The 24612-nt window shown below is 71.0% G+C and carries 14 protein-coding genes and 1 pseudogene; 7 read left to right on the top strand and 8 right to left on the bottom strand.

The genetic code is table 11. The features are described 5' to 3' along the window. A pseudogene (locus HCA44_RS08475) lies at positions 1–437 on the top strand (hypothetical protein); the annotation flags it as partial. Between the two features lie 25 nt (positions 438–462). Here HCA44_RS08475 and HCA44_RS08470 read toward each other — a convergent pair. Further along, positions 463–1464, bottom strand: coding sequence for a 4-hydroxy-3-methylbut-2-enyl diphosphate reductase (locus HCA44_RS08470; RefSeq protein WP_169648082.1), 1002 nt, complete (start codon positions 1462–1464; stop codon positions 463–465). Positions 1465–1566: 102 nt separating this feature from the next. On the opposite strand from HCA44_RS08470, the gene HCA44_RS08465 reads away from it, so the two are divergent. Genes HCA44_RS08465 through HCA44_RS08455 form a run of 3 tightly spaced genes read left to right on the top strand, consistent with a single transcriptional unit; the run spans position 1567 to position 3663 of the window. Continuing rightward, the gene (locus HCA44_RS08465) at positions 1567–2139 is read left to right on the top strand and encodes a lipid droplet-associated protein (protein WP_169648081.1); all 573 of its coding nucleotides are present in this window, start codon (positions 1567–1569) and stop codon (positions 2137–2139) included. After that, a complete protein-coding gene (gene xseA, locus HCA44_RS08460) occupies positions 2136–3392 on the top strand; it encodes an exodeoxyribonuclease VII large subunit (protein WP_169648080.1) in 1257 nt (418 codons plus the stop codon). Before HCA44_RS08465 ends, xseA begins: the two co-directional genes overlap by 4 nt. A 19-nt stretch (positions 3393–3411) precedes the next feature. Then, the gene (locus tag HCA44_RS08455; RefSeq protein WP_346764641.1) at positions 3412–3663 is read left to right on the top strand and encodes an exodeoxyribonuclease VII small subunit; all 252 of its coding nucleotides are present in this window, start codon (positions 3412–3414) and stop codon (positions 3661–3663) included. Between the two features lie 25 nt (positions 3664–3688). On the opposite strand, the gene HCA44_RS08450 is transcribed toward HCA44_RS08455, so the two are convergent. Beyond that, complete coding sequence (locus tag HCA44_RS08450; protein WP_169648079.1) at positions 3689–4258, bottom strand: DUF4245 domain-containing protein; 570 nt, start codon at positions 4256–4258, stop codon at positions 3689–3691. Positions 4259–4428: 170 nt separating this feature from the next. Here HCA44_RS08450 and glpX point away from each other — a divergent pair, with 170 nt between their 5' ends. The 3 genes from glpX (at position 4429) to HCA44_RS08435 (ending at position 7500) form a co-directional block, all read left to right on the top strand. Beyond that, on the top strand, positions 4429–5469 hold the full coding sequence (glpX, locus tag HCA44_RS08445; RefSeq protein WP_169648078.1) for a class II fructose-bisphosphatase: 1041 nt from the start codon (positions 4429–4431) through the stop codon (positions 5467–5469). A 65-nt stretch (positions 5470–5534) separates the two neighbouring features. Beyond that, complete coding sequence (locus tag HCA44_RS08440; RefSeq protein WP_169648077.1) at positions 5535–6950, top strand: class II fumarate hydratase; 1416 nt, start codon at positions 5535–5537, stop codon at positions 6948–6950. Then, entirely contained in the window at positions 6925–7500 is a 576-nt protein-coding gene (locus HCA44_RS08435) for a DUF1990 domain-containing protein (RefSeq protein ID WP_346764644.1), read from the top strand. The genes HCA44_RS08440 and HCA44_RS08435 overlap by 26 nt, the downstream gene beginning before the upstream one ends. Before the next feature lie 15 nt (positions 7501–7515). Here HCA44_RS08435 and ykgO read toward each other — a convergent pair whose 3' ends face one another. The 6 genes from ykgO to HCA44_RS08405 all read right to left on the bottom strand — a co-directional run bounded on the left by ykgO (position 7516) and on the right by HCA44_RS08405 (position 24488). Then, positions 7516–7638 (bottom strand): type B 50S ribosomal protein L36, encoded by a 123-nt coding sequence (ykgO, locus tag HCA44_RS08430; RefSeq protein ID WP_169648075.1) that lies wholly within the window; start codon positions 7636–7638, stop codon positions 7516–7518. Between the two features lie 93 nt (positions 7639–7731). Beyond that, positions 7732–8754, bottom strand: a complete 1023-nt coding sequence (locus HCA44_RS08425; protein ID WP_169648074.1) for a zinc-dependent alcohol dehydrogenase family protein — start codon at positions 8752–8754, stop codon at positions 7732–7734. 133 nt (positions 8755–8887) lie between these two features. After that, positions 8888–9868: an endonuclease/exonuclease/phosphatase family protein gene (locus tag HCA44_RS08420; RefSeq protein ID WP_169648073.1), complete on the bottom strand. Its 981-nt coding sequence runs from the start codon at positions 9866–9868 to the stop codon at positions 8888–8890. Next, the gene (entS, locus tag HCA44_RS08415; RefSeq protein ID WP_169648072.1) at positions 9865–11118 is read right to left on the bottom strand and encodes an enterobactin transporter EntS; all 1254 of its coding nucleotides are present in this window, start codon (positions 11116–11118) and stop codon (positions 9865–9867) included. Before entS ends, HCA44_RS08420 begins: the two co-directional genes overlap by 4 nt. A 57-nt stretch (positions 11119–11175) precedes the next feature. After that, positions 11176–12219, bottom strand: coding sequence for an ABC transporter substrate-binding protein (locus tag HCA44_RS08410; protein WP_346764640.1), 1044 nt, complete (start codon positions 12217–12219; stop codon positions 11176–11178). 26 nt (positions 12220–12245) lie between these two features. Next, positions 12246–24488, bottom strand: a complete 12243-nt coding sequence (locus HCA44_RS08405; RefSeq protein WP_346764639.1) for an amino acid adenylation domain-containing protein — start codon at positions 24486–24488, stop codon at positions 12246–12248. Positions 24489–24612 lie beyond the last annotated feature (124 nt).

Here is a 24612-nt window from a genome sequence, read left to right as displayed (position 1 = left end):
AGCGACGCCGTCGGCGCGCACGGCCCGCGTCCGGCCCTGCCGCCGCCGAGGAGCCCCATCAGAAGGTGCGCGGACGTGCCCCGGCGCCCCGGCGGCGCACCGCCGCACCCGACGCCCGTCCGGCTCCGGAACCTCGCGCCACTCCTCGCGCACAGCCCGGCCCGCCGCCGCAACGCCGACCGGAGACCCCGGCGGGCCGCCGCGTCGAAGCGCGGCCCGAGCCCGCACCGATGGCGCGCCCCGAACCGACGGCCGCGCCGAAGGCGTCGATGCCGCGTCGGCGTCGGCCGGCGCCCGAACCCGGCACGATGCCGCGCGCGTCGATGCGAGAGGACTGGAACTCGCCGTCCCAGGCGCGGCGGCAGGAGATGCCCGCGCGTCCCATGCCGCGCGTGCGCTATCGCGACGAGCGGCCCCCGCGCGAGTTCGACCGCTGAGTCACCGCTCCCCGCGCGAGCGGGGTCAGCGGCGCGGGCTGCGCAGCTCGCGCGGAAGCGCGAACACCAGGGTTTCGTTGGCGGTCGTCACCGACTGGACGTCGCTGAAGCCGTGCTCGGCAAGCAGATCGACGACGCCGCGCACGAGGATCTCCGGCACCGACGCGCCGGACGTGATGCCGACCGTCGTGACACCGTCGAGCCACTCCGGGTCCACCTCGCGGGCGTAGTCGACCAGGTGCGCGTCCTTGGCTCCCGCACCGAGCGCGACCTCGACCAGGCGCACCGAGTTGGACGAATTGCGCGACCCGACGACGATCACGAGATCGCATTCGGCGGCCATCGCCTTGACCGCGACCTGACGGTTCTGGGTGGCGTAACAGATGTCGTCGGACGGTGGGTCCTGCAGATGCGGGAACTTCGTGCGCAGCCGGGCGACCGTCTCCATCGTCTCGTCGACGCTGAGCGTGGTCTGCGACAGCCAGATGACCTTCGAGTCGTCGCGGACGGTGACGGCGTCGACCGCGTCGGGGCCGTCGACGAGTTGCACGTGATCGGGCGCCTCGCCCGCCGTGCCCTCGACCTCTTCATGGCCTTCGTGGCCGATCAACAGGATGTCGTAGTCGTCGCGCGCGAACCTCTTGGCTTCCTGGTGCACCTTGGTGACGAGGGGGCACGTCGCGTCGATCGTCTGCAGATTGCGGGCCGCTGCGGCCTGGTGGACGGCGGGAGACACGCCGTGCGCCGAGAACACGAGCAACGAGCCGTCGGGCACCTCGTCCGTCTCGTCGACGAACACGACACCGCGTTCGGTGAGCGTCTCCACCACGTGCCGGTTGTGCACGATCTCCTTGCGCACGTAGATCGGCGCCCCGTGCTTGTCGAGCGCCTTCTCCACGGTTTCGACGGCTCGGTCGACGCCCGCGCAGTAGCCACGGGGCTCGGCGAGCAGCACACGCTTGCCGCCCGCCGGACCGGAATCGGCGGAACGAGAGATACCCACTTCGAGGGGGACAGCCGAAGACATGCCTCCAGGGTACGGGCAGCGCGCCGGGACCGGGCGCCGGGAAGCCGACTCGCGGCCCGTCCCGACTACCCAAACCGGGCGATGTCGTGCACCCTTGTGGACATGATCCGTCCGCCCTTCGCTGCTCGCGTCGCCGCCGGTCTCGCCGCCACCGCGGTCGAGGAACTGCGCAAACTGCCGTCGACGGCCGTGTCGTTCCCGGTCACCGCCGTCAGTCATGCGCTGCAGACCACGATGCGCGTGCAGCAGTCGGTCACGTCGCTCGCGATCAAGGGCGATCAGGTTTTCGACCTCGCCGGGTGTGCGCGCGACGAGCAGCCCGAGTGGGCCGTGTTCGACGACGATCCTGTGTCGGACGGGGACGACGAATCAGTACCGGACGGGGACGGCGAGCCTGTGTCGGACGAGGCCACCGGTCAGCCGGGCCGGTTCGCGCTGTACTCGCTGAGCCCCGAGGAGACCCCGCCCGCCGCGACGGCGCCCGAGGTGACCGTGCCCGAGGTAGTCGAGTACCTCGATTATCCGGAGCTGACGCTCGCGCAACTGCGGGCGCGGCTGCGCACACTGTCGATCGACGAACTCACCACACTGCTCGACTACGAGAACGCGACGTCGGCGCGCGCGCCGTTCCAGACGATGCTCGAGAATCGCATCTCGACCGCCAAGGCCAAGTGAGTTCGTCTCCCGCCGGCACTCCCACTCCCCCGAACTCGGCCGAACATCCGTGGCCGGTGCGGTCGGTGGCGATGAAGGTCGCGCAGTGGATCGACCGTCTCGGCAGCATCTGGGTCGAGGGCCAGATCACCCAGATCAACGCGCGTCCCGGCACGCGCACCGCGTTCCTGGTCCTGCGCGATCCCGCAGCCGACATGTCGCTGTCGGTCACGTGCTCGCCGCGACTGCTCGAGGAATCCCCGGTGCCGCTCACCGAGGGCAGCCGGGTACTGATGTTCGGCAAGATGTCCTTCTACACCGGTCGCGGTTCGGTGTCCTTGCGAGTCACCGAGATCCGGCCCGTCGGAATAGGCGAGCTCCTCGCGCGCATCGAGCGGCTGCGCGCACTGCTCACCGCCGAGGGCCTGTTCGACCCCCGACTCAAGCGGCCACTGCCGTTCCTGCCGCGCACGATCGGTCTGGTCACCGGGCGCGCGAGTGCCGCCGAGCGCGACGTCATGTCGGTCGCGCGCAGTCGCTGGCCCGCCGTGCGTTTCGAGGTGCGCAACACCGCCGTGCAGGGGCCCACCGCGGTGCCGCAGATCGTGGACGCACTCGCCGAACTCGACCGCGCCGAACATGTCGACGTCGTCGTCGTCGCGCGGGGCGGCGGTTCCGTCGAGGATCTGCTGCCGTTTTCGGACGAGGCGCTGATCCGTGCGGTCGCCGCCGCCCGCACGCCGGTCGTGAGCGCGATCGGGCACGAACCCGACAGTCCGCTGCTCGACCACGTCGCGGACGTGCGGGCCGCCACTCCCACCGATGCGGCCAAGCGCGTCGTGCCGGATGCGGCCGCCGAACGCGCACTCGTGCGGGAGCTGCACGCGCGCGCCACGGCGGCGCTGCGCAACTGGGTCGACCGCGAGGAATACCGCGTCTCGCAGTTGCGCAGCCGGCCGGTACTCGCGAATCCGCTGCAGGCGCTCGACCGTCGGGTCGACGAGATCGAACGGCTGCGCAGCCACCTGCGCCGCGATGTCGGACGGGTCCTGACGGCCGAGGAGACGTCGGGCGCACACCTGCGCGCACGGCTCGCAACGCTCGGACCTGCGGCGACCCTCGCGCGAGGGTATGCCGTCGTGCAACGTATCGTGCCCGGGTCGGACCCCGAGGTGCTGCGCGCGGTCGACGACGCACCACCGGGCACCCAACTGCGGGTGCGGGTCGCGGACGGCGCGGTGCGCGCAGCGGTGATGGGAAAGGACCGGCCGTGACGGGAAAGGACCAGCACACGTGAGCGAGAACGACGCAGCGAGCGGCGAGGAGATCGCGGTCGGCAGCCTCGGCTACGAGGCCGCGCGCGACGAACTCGTCGATGTCGTGAAAGTGCTCGAGCAGGGCGGACTCGATCTCGACGCCTCGCTCGCGCTGTGGGAGCGCGGCGAGGCGCTCGCCACGCGGTGCGAAGAGCATCTCGCCGGGGCGCGAGCACGTGTCGAGAAGGCCATCGCCGCGCATACGGACGACGCGGCCGGCGAGGGCTGAGCCGGGCTCGCGCGATCGGAGCGAATTACGGCGCCGGCACCTCGGCCGCGGCCACCGCGTCGGCCAGGGTGCGGAAGGCGTCGTCGTCGCCCGCGCCGGTGAGCAGCACGCGCACGTCACCGAAGTCGCTGATCCAGATCGGTTCGACATCCGCGCCGCCGTACACGATCCACGTCTGCCCGCCGGCGTTCTCGGTGCCGGTCGCGCTGCGCGGTTCGCCCGCGACGAAGCGCACCAACTCGTCCTCGGCGGCGTTGCTCTGTGTCAGCTGCAGGTAGCGCCCCGCGGTGTCGATGTAGCCGACCGTCGTGGCGTCTCCGCCGTCGTTGCCGGTGACGATGCTGCGGCTGCCCGAGTTGGGTGTCCACCCCTCGGGAATCTCGGGGTTGCGCACCGGGAACGGCAGCGTCTGCGCGTCGTAGTCGAGCGCGGCGTCGACGTCGAAACTCGGGATGGGGCCGGTGGTGGGCCCACCCGGGCTGAACGTGCACTGACTCGCGATGCCCGCGATGATCACGGCGAACAGCGCGAGCGGAATCAGCGACCACAGCATGTCGCGGTTGCTGTTCAGAATGCGGGGTTTCGAGGAGGCCACGGGTCCAGTATCCAGATCGCGCGATTCTGCAGCGTGGACGCCCTCCCTCCGGCGGCCCGACCGGGACCCTCGACCGGCCGCGCGGGCCCCGAGTGCGACAATGACGACACCCGCCGGTGCCCGACGCCGGCTCGTCACATCGTCCGCCCACCCAGCAGGAGGCACAGCCCATGACGGCCAGCACCGAGTCGAGTCGCCGCGAAGCTCCGGACCGTAACCTGGCGCTCGAACTGGTCCGCGTCACCGAGGCGGGTGCTCTGGCAGCCGGTCGCTGGGTCGGCCGGGGCGACAAGGAGGGTGGCGACGGCGCCGCCGTCGACGCGATGCGCGAGCTCGTCTCGAGCGTCTCGATGAACGGCATCGTCGTGATCGGCGAGGGCGAGAAGGACGAGGCGCCGATGCTCTACAACGGCGAGAACGTCGGCAACGGCGACGGCCCGGACTGCGACTTCGCGGTCGATCCGGTCGACGGCACCACCCTCATGTCGAAGGGGATGCCGAACGCGATCTCGGTGCTCGCGGTGTCCGAGCGTGGCTCGATGTTCGACCCGTCGGCCGTGTTCTACATGGAGAAGATCGCGGTGGGCCCCGAGGCCGCCGACCTGATCGACATCACCGCGCCGGTCGCCGAGAACATCAAGCGCGTCGCGAAGGTGCGCAAGTCGTCGGTGTCGGATGTCACCGTGTGCATCCTGGACCGCCCCCGCCACAGCGAGCTGATCCAGCAGGTCCGCGACACGGGTGCGCGCATCCGGCTGATCTCGGACGGCGACGTCGCGGGCGCGATCGCGGCGGCACGCCCCGAGTCGGGCACCGACATGCTGATCGGCACGGGCGGCACGCCCGAAGGCATCATCGCGGCCGCCGCGATGCGCTGCATGGGCGGTGCCCTGCAGGGCAGGCTCGCTCCCAAGGACGACGAGGAACGCCAGAAGGCGATCGACGCGGGCTACGACCTCGACCGCGTGCTGTGCACCGACGATCTCGTGTCGGGCGAGAACGTCTTCTTCTGCGCGACGGGTGTCACCGACGGCGACCTGCTGCGCGGTGTCCGCTACTACGGCGGCGGCGCGTCGACGCAGTCGCTCGTGATGCGCAGCAAGTCGGGCACGGTCCGCATGATCGACGCGTACCACCGGCTCGAGAAGCTGCGCGAGTACTCGGCCGTCGACTTCGACGGTGTCGACGGAGCCATTCCCCCGTCGTTCTGACCCGCGTCGTTCCGACGTCGACGAAGCACCCCACACTTTCCGCCCCGAGTGGGAAAGTGTGGGGTATGAGCGAATCCAGCGACCAGAACTACCGCATCGAACACGACACCATGGGTGAGGTGCGGGTGCCCGCGGACGCGCTGTGGCGCGCGCAGACCCAGCGCGCCGTGGAGAACTTCCCGATCAGCGAGCGGCCGCTCGAGCGTCGGCAGATCCGCGCTCTCGGACTCCTCAAGGCCGCATGCGCGCGTGTCAACCGCGACCTCGGCAAGCTCGATCCTGCGAAAGCCGACGCGATCATCGCGGCCGCCGAGGAGATCGCCGACGGCAAGCACGACGACCAGTTCCCGATCGACGTGTTCCAGACGGGTTCGGGTACGAGCTCGAACATGAACACCAACGAGGTCATCGCGTCGATCGCGGCGCGCGCGGGTGTGCAGGTACACCCCAACGACGACGTCAACATGTCGCAGTCGTCGAACGACACCTTCCCCACCGCGACCCATCTCGCCGCCACGGAAGCCGCTGTCACACACCTGATTCCGGCTCTCGATCATCTGCGCCTCGCATTGCGCGACAAGGCCCACGAGTGGCGCGAGGTGGTCAAGTCCGGCCGCACACATCTGATGGATGCGGTACCGGTCACCCTCGGCCAGGAGTTCAGCGGGTACGCCCGGCAGATCGAGGCAGGTATCGAGCGCGTGAACGCCACGCTGCCGCGCCTGGGCGAGCTGCCGATCGGTGGCACCGCCGTCGGTACCGGACTGAACGCACCTGCCGAGTTCGGCGAGAAGGTCGTCGCGGAACTCGCCAAGGCGACCAACCTGGATTCGTTGAGCCACGCGACGAACGCCTTCGAGGCGCAGGCGGCGCGCGACGGCCTCGTCGAGGCGTCGGGCGCACTGCGCACGATCGCGGTGTCGATCACGAAGATCGCGAACGACGTGCGCTGGATGGGGTCGGGTCCGCTGACCGGCCTCGCCGAACTCCACCTGCCGGACCTGCAGCCGGGCAGCTCGATCATGCCCGGCAAGGTCAATCCTGTTCTCCCCGAAGCGGTCACGCAGGTCGCGGCGCAGGTGGTGGGCAACGACGCCGCCGTCGCATGGGGCGGGGCCAACGGCGCGTTCGAACTCAACGTCTACATCCCGATGATGGCGCGCAACCTGCTCGAGTCGTTCCGTTTGCTGGCGAACGTGTCGCGCCTGTTCGCGGATCGCTGCATCGCGGGCCTGAAGGCGAACGACGAGCACCTGCGCACACTCGCGGAGTCGTCGCCGTCGATCGTGACGCCCCTCAACTCGATGATCGGGTACGAGAAGGCCGCCGCGGTCGCGAAGACCGCACTGAAGGAGAAGAAGACGATCCGGCAGACCGTCATCGACATGGGCCTGCTCGGCCCCGACTTCACCGAGGAACAGCTCGACGAGAAGCTCGACGTCCTCGCGATGACGAATATCGACCGCAGCAAGGATCTCTGAACTGGTCTCCTACCTCGCACCAGGCCGCTTTGCCGCAGCGGAGCTGTCCTACCCGCACCCCGGGATGACGGCCGGTGGACAACGACCTCCCGGGTTCCGGGAAGTGCGGCAGCGTCGACGCCTCGGCGTCGGCGCCGCCGCCTTCGCATCCGCAAGCGGAGCCCTCGCGCACTGGCGCATGCACGAACAAGCCGGATTGCACGTCGCCGCGACGACCGAACACGCGGCGATCGGCGCCGTCGTTCTCGTCACCGTTCGTCTTGCGGGCGTACCGTTCGAGGCCCCCTGCCGTGTCGTGTACGAAATCGACGACCGCGCCGAGGACGGCACGCGTCGCGCAGGTTTCGCATACGGCACCCTGCGCGGGCACCCCGAGCGTGGCGAGGAGGCGTTCGTCGTCTCGCTCGACGCCGACGGCGCAGTGTGGGGCGAGATCGTTGCGTGGTCACGGCCGGGCCGCTGGTTCACCGCGGTCGCGGGCCCCGCGGCACGCCTCGTGCAGAACCGAATGACAACGCGCTATCTGGACGCACTCGCCGATTTCGTGTGACCCGAGGCGCGCGTCCTACTTCTGACGCCCCTTGAACCGGGGATCCTTCTTGTTGAGGACGAACACGCGGCCGCGGCGGCGCACGACTTGCGAGCCGGGTTGGGCTGCGAGCGATTTCAACGAAGCACGGACCTTCATGCTGGCCTCCGGGGATAGTCGCAGTGATGTCGACCGCCATCATGCGCCATAACGACAATGATTGTCATTATGGCGTGCGTCTCGCCCACAGGTCTACGGACGCAGCAGCGCCTTGATCGCCCGGCGCTCGTCCATCGCGCGGTATCCCTCGGCCGCCTCTTCGAGCGGCAACGTCAGGTCGAAGACGCGGCCCGGGTCGATCGTGCCGTTCCAGATCAGGTCGACCAGCTCCGGCAGGAACCGGCGTACCGGAGCGGGCCCGCCGTGCAGGTGCACCTCGGCGAAGAACAGTTCGGCGCCCGGCAGTCGCACGTCGTGCGACACCCCGACGTAGCCGACGTGCCCACCCGGACGCGTCGACCGGATCGCCTGCATCATCGACTCCTGCGTGCCCACCGCCTCGACGACACTGTGCGCGCCGAGGCCACCGGTGAGCTCCTTGACTCGCTCGACCCCGTCGTCGCCGCGTTCGGCCACGACGTCGGTGCCGCCGAACTCACGGGCAAGTTGCTGACGGCTCTCGTGCCGGCTCATCGCGATGATGCGTTCGGCGCCGAGCGTCGCGGCGGCGAGGACGGCCAGCAGTCCGACCGCCCCGTCGCCGACGACGGCGACCGTCCTGCCGGGCCCGGCGTCGGCGGCCACCGCGCCGAACCACCCCGTCCCGAGCACGTCCGATGCCGCGAGCAGGCTCGGTACCAGCGCGTCGTCCGGCACCCCGGGCGTCGCGACGAGCGTGCCGTCGGCGAGCGGTATGCGCGCGTACTGCGCCTGGGTGCCGATCCCACCCATGGGCACGTTGTGCACACATCGGCTCTGGTATCCGGCGCGGCAGATCTCGCACGTGTTGTCGGACGCGAAGAACGAGCCGATCACGAACTGTCCGGGCCTGATCTCCGCGACACCGGAACCGACCTCCTCGACGATGCCCACGTACTCGTGCCCCATCGGCGCCGGTCCGTCTACGGATTCGAGGCCGCGGTACGGCCACAGATCGGAGCCGCACACGCACGTCGCCGTCACCCGGACGACGGCATCGGTGGGTTCGACGATCACCGGGTCGGCACGGTCCACGACCTGCACCTCGCCCGGCGCGTTCAGGACGACACCACGCATCTCGAGCCTCCTCGTCCATCGATCGGTCCGTGCTTCCCACTCCACCACTCCGGCGAGCGGACCACGGACGGTTCCGGCAAAAGGAGTGCGCGAGTCAGGCAGTGCTCCAGGCAGGACCGAGGAATTGCAGCTGTTACTCGCGGTAATGGGGAGTCGCGGTCACCAGCAGGCCGCGGTGATCCGAACCCGGCAGATCGACCGCGTCGAACGAGTCGATCGTCATGTCCCGCACGACCACATGGTCGATCCCGACGACGGGCGGAAACGCCGTGTCGGTCGGGTACGACGGCACGAGGCCCGCACCGGCGAGATCGGCGGCATCGCGATAACCGTCGGTGAGCAGTGAGCGGTAGCGCGAGTGCGACCACGTCGAGTTGAAGTCGCCGCCCACGAGCACGGGCACCCCTCGTGCCGCGAGATCGTGCAGATCACCCGCGAGACGGCCCATCTCGGCCGCCCACATCCACGCGGGCGACGGATAGGGCGGCAGGGGGTGCACGGCCGCGACGCTGATCGAGCGGCCGTCCCCGAGATCGGCACGCGCGGTGAGATTCGCCATCTCGTAGCCGCGCAGGGTCTGCTCGTCGCGCAGCGGATAACGGCTGTAGATGCCGGTGCCGCCGCCTCCGTCCGGTTTCGGCGCGAGGTACTGGTACGGCAACAGCGCGTCGACGCCCGCGGCACGCAGCCGCACGACGGCGTCGTCGGTGAGTTCCTGCACCGTCAGGATGCCCGCGCCGCTCGACCGCACACGATCGACCACCGCGTCGACGTCCCCCTCCCCGAGCCGGATGTTGGCCTGCATCAGCGTGATCGGCTCCCCCGCGACGCCCGGCACATCGGGCTCGTCCGCCACGAACAGCGGCAGTTGCGTATACACGGCGGCGACCGCGATCAATGCGGCCACCGCCGCCAGGATCCGTTGCCGGGCGCACACGAGCAGCACGACACCGAGCAGCGCGGCACCGACCCCGAACGGCACGAACGACGACGCCTTGACGAGCACATTGCTGACCGGGCCCACGTAATGCGCGACCACGGCGCCCGCACCGCCCAGCGCCGCGACGACGCCGACCACCGCGCAGACACGTCGCGCGGCGCGAGCGAGTGTCACCGCACCGCCGCGTCGGGCTCGCGGACTGCACTCACGCGGCGCAGCGCCCCGAAGAGCGCGAACACGACGAGCGCCACCGCGAGCGCGCTCACGCTGTACCAGACGATCGCGCGGTCGGGTGCGAACCACGTGCCGTACGCGCCGGCGACGAGCGCACCGATCGACATGCCGCCCACCTCCTGCGCCGTCCACAGACCACTCACCCGACCGCGCAGGTGCGCGGGCGTGTGCGACTGGATGAGCGAGAACCGCAGGATCTCCTGCGCCGAGAGGACGGCGCCTGCGACGACCATCACAAGCATCGTGACCGCGACGATCGTGGTGAACCCGACGAGCGCCTGCACCGCGAAACCGGCGACGAGCGCGGAGAGCAGCACGAGCCCCGGACGCGACGCGCGGCCGAGGATCCCGCTCGTGAGCGTCACGACGACGGCACCGACCGCGCTCGCCGCGTACAGCAGGCCGGTCACCCGCGAATCGGACTCGAAACGTTGTGCGACGAATGCGGGCACGAGGACGAGCACGCCGCCACCGAGCATCGCGACGGTGCCCGCGACGATGACACCGCCCACGACGCGCGCCTGCACGAGATAGCGCAGCACCGAGGTTTCCTTCGGGCCGTCGTCACCGTCGCCGTGGTGGGTCGCGGGCGGAAGCGACGGCAGCCCCCACAGCGCGGTCACCGTGATCACGGTGCCGATCGCGGCGATCCAGTAGTTCCATGCGACCGAGCCTGCCGCGATCACGACACCGCCGAGCGCAGGCGAGAGCACCGAGCCCAGCCGCGCCCCGAGCACGTTGATCGCCCCCGCGCCGACCAGTTGTTCACGCGGGATGAGCGTCGGGATGACCGACATGAGTGCGGACACGCTGATCGAGCCGATCAAGCCGTTGATCACCGCGAGCACCACGATCGCGACGACCGACGGCGACGCCGACATCGCGTTGAGCGCGAGCCCGACGAATGTGAGCCCGGAGACCGTGCGGGCGAACAGGATCAGCCGTCTGCGGTCGTAACGGTCGGCGAGGTTTCCGCCGAGGAGCATGCCGCCGATCGACGCGATGCCCTCGGCGGCACTCACCGCGCCGACGAGAAACGACGATCCCGTCAGGTCGTACACCTGGATCGGAACGCCGACCGCGAGCATCCCGATGCCGAAGATCGAAATCGTGCGGGCGACGAAGACGCGCCGGAAGGGCGCGCTCACCTTGAGCGGTCGGAGGTCGATCAGTACCCGGTTCGCAGCCATACGCGTGTCTCGCTGCCGCCTCTCGTGTCGGAAATCAGTGGGTGGTCGTGTTCGGCGTCACTCGGCCGCCAGCGCCGTCGAGATCGTCGGCACCACCTGGTCGGTGGCCCACGACAGCGACAGTGCGGACGGGAAGCCGAGCGCGTTCGGCAGGCCCGAGGTGCGCGCGAGCTGCACGACGGAACCCCGTTGGACGGCCGGTAGACCGTTCCACGCCTCGAACTTGGTGTAATCCCCCATGTCGTCGGTGCGGGTCACGACGAACACGACATCCGCGTCGAGGTCGCCGAGATTCTCGTAGCTCACCATGCCACGACCGTCGGCGTCGACGGGCAGCGTGGTCGCGTACGGCGCGAGGACCAGTCCGAGCGACGACACGAACTGGCCGATGCCGCGCTCGTCGGACGCGAGCACCGCCATCTGGCCGCCGCCGAGGTCGCCGATCAGGGCGTTGTACGTCTTGCCTGCGAACTGCGGATCAGCCGCCCTCGCGTCGGCTGCCTTGGCCTCGGCGGCCGCGATGACTTCGTCGGCCTTGCCCGGGATGCCGAGTGCCTGCGCGACCTTGCGGGTCGAGTCCTGCCATGGCTCGCCGTTGGCCTTGGAGTCGAAGTGCACGACGGGTACCTGCGCACTCAACTGGTCGTAGGTCGCCTGGTCGAGTCCCCAGAATCCGGTCGAGACGATCACGTCGGGTTCGAGGGCGGCGATCTTCTCGGCCGCGGACGCCGCATTCTGCAGTTGCAGTTGTTCGGGCCGCTCCCCACCGAGCGCCTCCTCCTCCCACGGGAAGATACCGGTGCCCCCGGTGGCCGCGAGGTTCTGCTGGTCGGTGGGCATCGCGATCGGGACGATCCCGAGCGAGAGCAGGATGTCGGCGTCCTGCGGCGACAAGGGCAGCGCCCGCACCGGCTGGGCATCGATCGTCGCGTCGCCGAACTTGCCGGAGACCGTCACCGGGTAGGCGCCCGCAGCGACGTCGGACGAATCGGTGGCGCCGGACGTGGTGTCTTCGTCGCTGCCGCACGCGGCGAGGCCGGTCACGAGCACCGCGGCGGCGAGCAGAGCGCCGATTCTTCGTCGGACACCCGCAGGATTCACTCCGTCCCTTCCTGAATGCGCGAACATCATCGGGTTCCTCTCGTTCGGTTCGGGATCTCTGAAGCTGTGTCGGCGCTCGCGGCGCGCGCCGCGAGCAGTTCGATCGAGCCCGTGGTGAAGACGTCCGCGACGTCGAGTTCGAGGCCCTCGCGTCGTGCCGCGCCGACGAGCCGCATCACCGCCATGCTGTCGAGTCCGAGATCGACGACGCTGTCGCCGAGCCCGACGCGCACGCCGGCAACGTCGCCGACGAGGCGGCACACGATCCGCTCGGCGTCGGTCACCGGCGCACGGTAGGACGCGCCGGAATGTCGCTCGGGTACGGGCAGAGCGCGCCGGTCGAGCTTGCCGTTCGCGAGCGTCGGCAGCCGGTCGAGAACCACGAATCCCGACGGAATCATGTATGCCGGCAACACCTTCGCGAGCGCGGCACGCAACTCGTCACCGTCGACCGAGCGGCCGGACGCGGGCACGACGTACGCGGCAAGTGCGACCGGGACACCCATGTCGTCGCGTGCGACGACCACGGCGTCGGACACGTCGCGGTGCGCGAGCAGCGCCGCTGCCACCTCACCCGGTTCGACGCGGTACCCGCGGACCTTCACCTGATCGTCGTCGCGACCGCGGTAGCGGACCGCGCCGTCGGCCGTCCACGACACCCGGTCGCCGGTGCGGTACATACGTGCACCGTCGCCGTACGGGTCCGGCACGAATCGTTCTGCGGTGCGCCCGGACTCGCCGTGATAGCCGCGCGCGAGACCCGCGCCGGTGACGTACAGTTCGCCGACCACACCGACGGGAACGGGCCGCAGCCGCTCGTCGAGCACTCGCACCGCGGTGCCCGCGACGGCCCGGCCCGCGACCGGGGCGGATGCGTCGCTCACCCGCGCGACGAGCGAATCGACGGTGCTCTCGCTCGGGCCGTACAGGTTGTACGACTCGGTCGCGGGAGCCATCGCGCGCAATCGGTCCCACAGGGGTTGCGCGACCGCCTCGCCGCCGAAGCCCAGCGCGGCGGGGGCGCCCCCGTCCGGCACGAGTCCGGCGTCGAGCAGCTGCGCGAGATGAGACGGCGTGACCTCGACGAAATCCCAACCCTGCGCGCGTGCCTGGGCGACGGTCCGGGCCGGGTCGCGCCGCGTGTCGTCGTCGACGAGGCACACGGTGTGCCCGGAGAGCATCCACAGTTGCGGCTGCCACGCCGCGTCGAAGAACAACGACCACGCGTGCCCGACGTGCAGGTGGTCACGCCCGGCGCGCCGCTGCGTCGGCACGTGCAGCGCGCGGCGGTGGCTGCGGTACAGCGCGGCGAGGCCGCGATGCGTGGCAACCACGGCTTTCGGGGCTCCCGTCGATCCCGACGTGTGCACGACGTAGACCGGGTGGTCGGGACGCAGCGGGGTGGTCCGTTCGTGCTGTGCGACGGGACCGGACGCGAGCGCGAGCGCGTCGGCCTCGGCCACCGACGGATCCAGCACCAGCGCAGGCAGCGGCCCGAACCGGGTCGCGAGGTCGCCGGTCGCGAGCACCAGTCGGGGACGCACGGATTCGACGATCGTCGCGATGCGCTCGCGTGGCGCGCCGGGATCGCACATCACGTACGCGCCGCCCGCTGCGGCGATCGCGTACACCGCGACGAGCGCGTCGACGCCGCGCGGTACGAGCAGCGCGACGGTGGTCTCCGGGCCGACTCCGTGGCCGATCAGAGCACGCGCGAACCGGTGGACACGGGCACCGAACTCGGCGAATGTGATTCGGTGCTCGCCTGCCACCGACGCGGCCCGCTCACCGAAGCGCGCGACCGCGTCGTCGAGCAGGTCCGGCAGGGTGGTGGCCACGCCGTCGCCGCCCGCGTCGGACGGATCCGGCAGCGCGAGGTGCGCGGGTTCGGTACCCAGGTGCACGTCGAGGGCGGCGACCGCGCGTTCCAGCGGTTCGCGGGCGAATGCCGACAGGACCGCGACGACACCGGCCGCGAGCCGCTCGGCCGTCGCACGGTCGAACAGTTCGGTGCTGTACTCGAGCAGGCCCACGACGGTGTCGGTGCCTGCGAACTCGACGAAGTCGAACGACAGGTCGAACTTCGACGTCTGCGCGGCGACGGGATACGGTGCGGCACCGTCGAAGCGGTCGGGTCCGGGCTGTGTCAGGTACACGACCATCACCTGGAACAGCGGGTGCGCGGGCCCGGGCCGGTCGTCGGCGTCCGCACTCACGGCGTCCACGACGTGATCGAACGGCACGTCCTGGTTGTCGAAGGCCGCGAGGTCGGTGGCGCGCACGCGCGCGAGAAGTTCGCGCAGCGTCGGGTCATCCGACAGGTCGGTACGGAGCACGAGCGTGTTGAGGAAGAATCCCACGAGCCGTTCGAACGCGGCGTCGGTGCGCCCGGACACCGGTGTGCCGAGCGGGATGTCGGTGCCGGCACCGAACCGCTGCAGCAGCACCGCGACCGCGGCTTGCACGAGCATGAACATGCTCGTGCCCGTCTCGGAGGCGACCGTGCGCAGCCGGGTGACGACCTCGGCGGGGACGACGATCGGCGCGGCGTCGCCTGCGAACGTCGACCGCGCGGGTCGTGCCCGGTCGTACGGCAGGGCGAGCTCGTCGGGGATGCCCGCGAGGTCGGCGCGCCAGTGGTCGAGTTGGCGCCGCGCCGTCGACTGCGGGTCCGCGGGATCCCCGAGCACCGCGCGCTGCCACAGTGCGTAGTCGGCGTACTGCACCTCGAGCGGCTCCCACTCGGGCGCGCGGTCGAGCTGACGCAACGCGAACGCGTGCGCGAGATCCTCGACGAGCGCGGGCGTCGACCACTCGTCGATCGCGATGTGGTGCACCACGATCACCACGACCGTCGAGTCGGCGCCGTCCGCGCGCACGAGCGCGGCACGGATCGGGATCTCGTCGCGCAACCGGAACGGCCTGCGGACGAATGCGGCGACGGCGGCGGATTCGGCACGGCCTCCGGCTCCCTCGGCACGACCCCCGGCCGCTCCCCCGACGGACACGACCTCGACCGGGACCGCGGCATCGTCGGGCTCGACGACGTCCTGGTACGGCTCGCCGTCCTCGCCCACCGGGAAGCGGGTGCGCAGCGCCTCGTGCCGCATCGTGACGTCGTGCAGTGCGGCACGGAAGGCGACGTCGTCGAGCACACCGTCGACGCGCCACGACACCGGAACGTTGTACGCGGCGCCCGCCGCGGACAACTGGTCGACGAGCCACATGCGGCGTTGCGCGTAGGAGACCGGCAGCCGTGCCGGCCGCTCGTATCCGCGCACGGCGGGCCGCACCGACACGGCTGCCCGCTCGGCGACGCGGGCGAGAAGTTCCGGTGTGGGGGCGTCGAACACGTCACGCACCGAGAGCCGGATACCGAGCCGCGAATCGACCGCGTTCACGAGCCGCACCGCGGCGAGCGAGTGGCCGCCGAGCGTGAAGAAGTTCTCGTCCACGCCCACGGGCGGCTCGTCGGCGGACCGGCCGAGAGAGTCGGCGAACAGCGCGCACAGGTCGGCTTCGAGACCGGGGCGCGGCGCGCGGGACTCGTGCGACGCGAAATCAGGTGCGGGCAGGGCCTTGCGGTCGAGTTTTCCGTGCACCGACACCGGGACCCTGTCGATTCCGAGCACGACGGACGGCACGAGGTGGTCGGGGACGCGACCGAGCAGTGCGTCGCGTACCGCGGCCGGTTCGAGGTCGGCGGTCACGACGTAGCCGACGAGGACGGGGCCCGCAGGGCTGCGGTGTACCGCAGCCACGCCGCGGCCCACCCCCGGTACGGATTCGAGTACGGCGTCGACCTCGGCGAGTTCGATGCGCATACCGCGCACCTTCACCTGGTCGTCCGCGCGGCCGAGGAAGTCGAGTGCGCCGTCGCGGCGTACCCGCACGATGTCGCCCGTGCGGTAGAGGCGAGCGCCGGGTGCGCCGAACGGATCGGCGACGAAACGCTCCGCGGTGAGCACCTGTCGGCCGAGATAGCCCGTCGCGACCTGGACGCCGCCGAGCCACAGCTCACCGGGCACGCCTGCGGGCACCGGACGCAGCCGCGTATCGAGCACGTAGGTCGTGACATTGGCACCCGGCGAGCCGATGCCTCCGTGCCGGCCCGTGGTGACGGAGTCCGCACGGGTGACCTCGACCGCCGCCTCGGTGGGTCCGTACAGGTCGTCGACCTGTACACCGGGCCATTGTCGCGCGACGCGCGCGACGGTTGCCACCGACAGCGCCTCGCCGCTACACGCGACGTACTCGAGCTCGCCCGGTCGCTCCGCCGCCGCGGCGAGCAGTTCTTCGAGCATGGACGGCACGAAATGCGCGTGTGTGACGGCGCGGCGCGCGAGCACGTCGGCGAGCGCGTGCGGGTCGCGATGCGCGTCGACCGGCGCGAGCACCACGCGCGCCCCGGACAGCAACGGCCAGAACAGCTCCCACACCGAGACGTCGAAGCTGACCGGGGTCTTCGCGATCATCGTGTGCGCCTGCGTGATCGGCCGGGCGTCGCTCACCCACGCGAGCCGGTTCGCGACCGCGCGGTGCGACACGACGACGCCCTTGGGTGTGCCGGTCGACCCGGAGGTGTAGATGACGTACGCCGGGTGGTCGAGTCCGGCACTCGTGTGCACCGGCTCGTCCGGTTGCGCGTCGAGTTGCGCACGCGCTTCGGGCTCGTCGACGGCGACGACCGGCGCACTCGTGACGGACGCGTCGAACCCGCGCGTCGCGAGCACGCACAGCGGCCTCGCGTCGCCGAGCAGGTACCGGATGCGCTCGTCGGGCAGCGCGGTGTCGATCGGCAGGTAGGCGGCACCGGCCTTCAGGACGGCATGGATCGCGACGAACTGGTCGATCGAGCGCGGGATCGCCACGGCTACGACGTCTCCGGGCCGCACACCACGCGCCACGAGCGCATGCGCCCACCGGTGCGAGGCGGCGTCGAGTTCGCGGTAGCCGAGCGTCCGTCCGGCGCAGTCTTCGACCAGGGCGATCGACTCGGCGTGTTCGCGCGCCGCGCGGGTGAGGGCGTCACCCAGCGGCGCGAGCGCGAACTCGCGCACCGGTCCGGTCGCGAGCCCGAGCGCACGACGGGTCTCGTCGTCGGTGAGCAGCGGGATGTCCGAGACGCGCTGCGCCGCATCGTCGACGGTCCGCGCGAGCATCCGGGTCAGCGACTCGACGATCATGTATGCGGTCGACTCGTCGAACAGATCCTCGGCGTACTCGGCGGCGATCGTGAGCGAGCCGGTGTCGGGTGCGTCGACGAAGGTGAGGCCGAGGTCGAACTTCGCGCGGACGCTCACGAGTGGTTCCCACTCGCTGCGAAGACCGAGGAAATCCGGTGTCGTGGCGGGCCGTTGGAGATACCCCACCATCACCTGGAAGAGCGGATTGCGGCCCTCGACACGCGGCGGCGCGAGCCGCTCGACGACGTCCTGGAAGGGCACGTCCTGGTGTTCCATCGCCCGTAGGTCCGCGTCGCGCACCCGCTCGACGAGTTCGGCGAATGTCGGGTCGCCCCCGAGGTCGGTGCGCAGCACCACGGTGTCGACGAAGAAGCCGACGAGATCGTCGAGTGCCGCGTCGCTGCGTCCGGACACGGGACTGCCGACGGCGATGTCCTCGCCCGCGCCGAGCCTGCCCAGCGTGGCCGCCGCGGCGGCATGCAGCACCATGAACACCGACGCGCCCGCGCGATCGGCGAGCGCCCGCACGCCCGCCGCGGTGTGCGGGGCGAGGTCGAGCCGGACGTGACCCGCGGCGCCGGTCGCGCGCTCGCCACGGGCACGGTCGCGTGGCAGGTCGGTTTCGACGGGCAGGCCGTCGAGTTCGCGTGTCCAGAAATCGAGTTGCGCGTCGAGGGTGCCGTCGGCGGCGAGCGCGCGCTGCCACAGTGTGTAGTCGGTGTACTGCACGGGAAGAGGCGCCCACTCGGGCTCGGTGGCGCGTGCCCGCGCGAGATAGGCGAGGGTCAGATCACGCAGTAGGGGCATGTCGGACCATTCGTCGGTCGCGATGTGGTGCAACACGAGCGCCACGACGTGCTGCGGCTCCCCCGTCGCGGCGGCGGGCCCTTCGGTCTCGGCCACGCGGTAGACCGCGACCCGCAGCGGGGTGTCGCGGCGCAGGTCGAACGGCGCGGTGAGCCGGGCCGCGACGAGGCCACGCACGTCGTCCGGTGCGGCGGCGGCGACGGTGACGTCGAGTGCGCTGTCGGCGTCCACCACATGCTGGTGGGTGATCCCGTCGGTGACGTCGATCCTGGTGCGCAGGCTCTCGTGCCGCGTGAGCACATCCCGCACGGCCGCGACGAACGCGTCCGGATCGAGGTGACCGTGCACCGTCGCGACGTGCGCGTAGTGGTACGGCAACGAATCGCCGTGCAGCTGTTGCACCGTCCACAGCCGCTCTTGCGCGGCCGACAGCGGGACGAGCGCGGGCCGTTCACGCGGCGTGAGCGCGGGCCTCGCAGCTGCCGCGCCAGGCAGCCGCTGCGCCAGGCCCTCGACGGTCCGAGCCTCGAACAGATCGCGGATCGTGAGTTGCACGTCGAGCTCCGAGCGGACGCGGCTCACGACGCGCATCGCGATCATCGAATGCCCGCCGAGTTCGAAGAAGTCGGCGTCGGCGGCCACCTCGTCGACATCGAGGACGTCGGCGAAGATCGAGGCGAGTGCGTGTTCGGCCGGTGTCTGCGCGGCGCGGCCGCCGGTGGCCGACGGCAGTGCGGGCGCGGGCAGTGCGGCGACGTCGAGTTTGCCATTGACGGTCGTCGGAAGGTGGTCGACACTCTGCAGTCGCGCGGGAACCATGTAGTCGGGCAGCTCGGCGCGCACGTGCGCGAGCACGTCCGCCTCGACGTAGCCGTCCGCGGGCACCACGTACGCGGCGAGCCGCTTCGTGCCGGGCACGAGCGGGTCGTCGACCGCGACGACGGCGGCGGCGGCCACCGTGCCGAATCCTTCGATCACGGAGTCGATCTCGTGGAGTTCGACACGATAGCCGCGGATCTTGACCTGGTCGTCGACGCGTCCGAGGTAGTCGATGTTGCCGTCGCCGCGCCGCCGCACGAGGTCACCCGTGCGGTACATGCGGGCGCCGGTCTCGGCGCCGCGCGCGCACGGGTCGGCGACGAACCGGTCGGCGGTCAGGTCGGGCCTGCGCAGGTATCCCCGGGCGAGGCCGGCACCCGCGACGTACAGCTCGCCCGCGACACCGTCGGGCACGGGCCGCAGCCACGGGTCGAGGATGTGGACACGGGTCGCGCGGATCGGCGTACCGACGGTGGGTGCAGGGCTGTCGGCGGTGCCGCCGCCGAGTGTGTTGATCGTGTACTCGGTCGGCCCGTACAGGTTGTACCCGAGCGTTCCCTCGGTGTCGCGCAACCGGTTCCACACGGAGTCGGCGACCGCCTCACCGCCGAGCAGGACCAGCGGCGGCCGGTGCGCGTGTGCGGACTCGGTGAGCAGCCCCTCGGCGAACAGTGCGGTCGCGTAGGTGGGCGTGACGTTGACGACGTCGATCGCGTGCGCGTCGCAGTAGTCGACGAGCGCACGCGCGTCGCGGCGCAGGTCCTCGTCGCACACGTGCACCTCGTGGCCTTCGACGAGCCACAGCAGCTCTTCCCACGACATGTCGAAGGCGAAGGACACGGTGTGCGCGATGCGCATGCGGCCGCGCCCTGCCGTCGCGGGGCCGAAGATCGCGGCCTGGTGATTGCGCTGCATGTTGGTCAGGCCGCGGTACGGCGTGACGACGCCCTTGGGCTTTCCGGTCGATCCCGACGTGTAGATGACGTATGCGGGCCGGTCGAGGCGCCCAGGCGTGCCCGGCGCGAAAGGAACGCATTCGGCCGCGGTGAGCGCAGGCCCGGCACCCTGGTCCGGTGTCAGGCAGCGATTCTCGTCGAGCGCGAGCCGTTCGCGTACCGCATCGGTGACGACGAACAGTGCGGGCGCCGCGTCGTCGACGACGGTGAGCAGACGCCCGTCCGGCTGGTCGAGTTCGAGCGGCAGGTAGGCGGCGCCGGTACGCAGCACCGCGAACAGCGCGACGACCGTGTCGATCGACCGCGGGACGCCGAGGCACACGACGTCCTCCGGGCCCACCCCGCGTCCGAGCAGTGCGCGGGCGAGCGCGTCGACACGCAGGGCCAGGTCGGCATAGGTGCAGCGCGCGTCGCCGGACACCAGCGCGATCTCGTCGGGCACGGCCGAGGCCTTCGCGATCAGCATCTCGGCGATCGTGACGTCCTCGACCGGAGGCAGCGGAGTCGACCATTCGTCTTGTGCAGCAGCCGCTTCGGCGTCGGTGAGCGTCGGCGCCGTGACGGCGAGAGCGTCGCCCGCGTGTGCGAGGAAACGCAGCACGGCGAGGAAACGCTCGTGCAGCGCATGCGCCCGCGCGGCGGTCACCAGGTCGGTGCGGTAGTCGATCTTGACGTGCAGGCGCTCGCCCGGCGAGACGACGACGGCCAGCGGGTAGTGGGTGTGGTCGAGGCTGTCCTCGCCGACGATGCCGTAGCGCTCGGACTGTGCACGCATCCGCGCGGCGTCCTTGAAGTTCTGCAGCACGAAGAGCGTGTCGAACAGTTCGGTGTGTCCGGTGGCCTGCTGGATGTCGCCGAGACCGAGATACTCGATGTCCATCCGGTCGACGTACTCGTCCTGCATGCGGCGCAGCAGCGCGGTCACCGTCTCGTCCGGGCGCAGCGCGACCCGGATCGGCACGGTGTTGAGGAACATGCCGACGACGCGGTCGAGGCCGACCACATCGGCGGGCCTGCCCGCGACGGTCGAGCCGAACACGACGTCGGTGCGGCCAGATTCGGCCGCGACGAGCAGGCCGGTCGCGGCATTCATCAGTGCGTTGAGGGTGACGCCCGTCGACCGGGCGCGCTCGCGCAGCGCGCCTGTGAGGCCGTCGTCGACGTACGACTCGATGCGCGCGGGCACGACGGCGCCGCGGCCCGCCACCGAGCCGGCGAGGAGGGTCGGTTCGACGTCCGCGAGCCCGCGCTGCCATTGCTGCCGTGTCGCGTCGTCGTCGCGGGTCGCGAGCCAGGCGAGATAGTCGGTGTAGGCGGCCTCGGGCCGCGCGAACTCGTCGCCGGCGTAGTGCGCGAGGAGCGCGTCGACGAACAGCGCTCCCGACCACCCGTCGAACACGATGAACTCGCGGTTGACGACGAGTCGGTCGAGTGCGCTCGTGCGGAGCAGCATCATGCGCCACAGCGGCGGCCGCGCGAGATCGAACGGCGTGCGCCGGTCGCGTTCGGCGAGTTCGGCCGCGCGCGCATGCTGCTGCGCGGCCGGCAGGTCGGTGAGGTCGATCACGGTGAACGGCACCTCGACGGCGCGCGGGACGAACTGCACGGCCTCGTCGAGGCCCGCGTCGGTGAATCCGGCACGCAGCGTGGGGTTCTCGTGCGCGAGCGCCGCGGCGGCGGCACGCATGCGCTCGACGTCGACGCGACCACCGAAGTCGAGCGTGAACTGCGCCGTGTAGATGTCGGTGCTCGTATCGGCGTCGCCTGCATCGGTGTCGATCGTCCCGGAATCGGGGCGCCCCCGCTCGAACACCGACTGGAACAGCAGGCCGCGCTGCAGCGGCGACAGCGGCCAGATGTCCGCGAGTTCGGTGTCCGCGGCGGCCTCGACCGCCGCGATCTGCGTGGCGGTGAGCGTGATGTGCCGCAGGTCGGCGGGCGCGAGGCCACGGACGTGTCCCGCCAGGGAGTCGACCACCGCGGCGAGTTCGGCACTCCAATGACCGGCGAGCTCGTCGAGCCTCCCGGCGGCGCCGGGCCGGCTCACGGGTGCGCCGGCGAGGCTGAGTTCGACCGCCGAGCCGTCCGGCCGCACGTGCACGTCGAGCGCGTAGTGGGTGAGCCTGTCGCCGCCGATCCGCACGAGTACCTCGGGGCGCGGCAGCGCCGCGAGCGTGGGCCCGGCCACCACATTCGCGTACCGCAACATCGCCCAGTGCTCGCCGGGCGAGCGGCGGCCGACCCGCACGACGGCATCGTCGATCGTGCCACCGAGTGGCATCCGCACCGGCGTGGTCCACGACAGCGGGCCCGCGAGCCGCGACAGTTCCACCGCCGCGCGACCCTCGTCGTGGAGGTCGACGACGATCTCACCGTCGGTCTGTCCGGTCCAGCGGGCGAGCGCACGGGCGGTGACGACCGTGTAGAGCTCGCGTGCGGACACGCCCGCCGCGCGGGCCGCGCGGTCGACGAGCCTGCGGCCCACCGCCAGTGCGACGGTTTCGCTGTCGCTGCTCGTGTAAGGCGGGTCGGCGAACAGTGGCGTCGCGACTTCCAGCACGTGAGTCCACTCGTCGAGCTCGGCGAGGAGTTCGGGTGACGCTGCGGCCTGCGTGAACTGCCGGGCACGGGCGACGAGCGAGACCGGAACCGGCCGGAGTTCGGGGATGCGGCCTGCTGCGGTGGCGGCGAGCGCCGCGCGCAGGTCGGCGACGACGATGCGCCACGAGCGGGCGTCGAGCAGAGTGACGGAACCCGCGACGTCGAGCGTGGTAGCACCCCGTCCGGTGATCGCGAGGACGCGGCGCGCCAGTGGGTCCGGTCGGTCCATGCTCGCGACAAGGTCTGCGGCGCACGGCGTCCCGACTGGCGCGACATCGAGCAGCCACAGCGTCGGCACCGGTGCGGTGAGCTGGGCGCGCAGCACGTCGTGGTGGGCGAGCACGGCGTCGAGTGCAGCCACGACGTCGCCGCCGTGCGGGATGCCGAGGCGCGCGGTGTGCACGCGGTCGCCGGGCGCCTCGCCGCTCTCGCGCACCGCGGTGATCGCGGGCAGCGCGGCGAGCGGCCCCACCCCGCTGGTGTCGTGCGCGTCGTGTGCAGCCGCGTCGACCGCCGAGGTGGGGCCGAGTTGCCAGACGTCGGCGTCCGGATCGGCGAGGAAGTCGTCGACGAACGCGTCGAGCCCTTGCGCGTACCGCATCGCGGAGTCCACGTGGTCCGGGTGGGCGCGCATTCCGACGGTGATCGGATCACCCGTATTCGGTGTCACAACGGTGATTTCGAGCTCGCCGACCGGACCCCACGAGAGCGGCGTCGCGACGGTGTCGCGACCGATCGCGTTGCGCGGAGTCGGGTTCGGCACGATGTTGACGCCGATGGACGGCGGGCGCCACGCCGTCTCCCCGGGCGCCGCCGCCCCGGCCGCAGGCGAGGTGCGCTCGGCGATCGCGCGACCGATGTCCTCGCCGCGATAACGACCGTGACGCATCGCATTCCACAGTTTCCCGACCACACCGTCGGCGACCTCGGCGAGCCGCGCGCCGTGAGCGACGGGGAACCGCAACGGCACGACATTCGACGCCATGCACGGGAGGGTGCGCAGCACCCGATCGCCGCGGGCGGCGGTGGGCAGCGACAGCACGACCTCGTCGCGCTCGGTGATGCGTGCGATGTACGCGCCCGCGAGCGCGACGAGCAGGTGGGTGAGCCGCATCCCGTGTTCGCGCGCGTACTGCTCGAGCGGGATCCGGCGGTCGAGGTCGAGCACCATCGGGTCGAGGATCACCGGCTGCGCGGGTCCGGGCGGCGGGCCGACGCGCGAAAGGGTGCTCGACTGGGGAAGATCCGCGAGTTCGGCGAGCCAGTAGGCACGGTCGGCGGCGAACTGCTCGCTCGCGCGGTAGTCGGCGTCGGCGGCGACGTAGACCGGCAGCGTCCAGCCGGGTTCCAGGTCGACGGACTGCTCGCGTGGGTACCCGCGGGCGATGCGCCCGATGACCAGCGCGATGCCGTACCCGTCGTTGACGATGTGGTGGTATTGCTGGAACACCCGGACGGTGTCGGCGTCGAGCCGGTGTACCGCGAGATCGAAGAGCCGGTCGGTGGCGAGGTCGAGCCTGCGCGACATGCGTGCGCGCATCCACTCGTCGGATGCGGCGTACGGGTCGGCCTCGTGGCCGAAGTCGACGACGGGCACGGTCCAGTCGCTGTCGTCGCGCACACGTTGCACCACGTCGGCGGACGCTGCGGCGGTACCCGCGCCGTCCGCGGCGGCGTCGGAGATCTCGAAGTTGACGTGCAGTGGCTGCGACCGTGCGACGATCTGCCCGGCCACCTCGGCGAGCCGGTCGGCGTCGACGTCTCCCGTGGTCTCGGTGTAGACGCCGATGTTGTAGAGGTGCCCGGAGCTGTCGAGCTCGTGGCCGAAGTAGATGTTGCGTTGCGCCGCCGTGGCCGGATACACCGTGCCCGCCTGCAGTTCCGCATCCCTGTGTAGCACCGTGACATCTCCCAGATCTCCGTGCCCGTGCGGGACGCCGGTCGTACTCGTGTGGCGCGAAGACCGTGCCGTTCGTGGCCGCATTCTGCGGCCGTGACTTGATCAGTAGTTAGGGTACCCAAAG

The organism is Rhodococcus sp. HNM0569 (genome assembly GCF_012726205.1).
Lineage (GTDB): Bacteria > Actinomycetota > Actinomycetes > Mycobacteriales > Mycobacteriaceae > Rhodococcus_F.
Note: the sequence above shows the minus strand (reverse complement) of the source record. Positions and strands in the feature narration are given on the sequence as shown.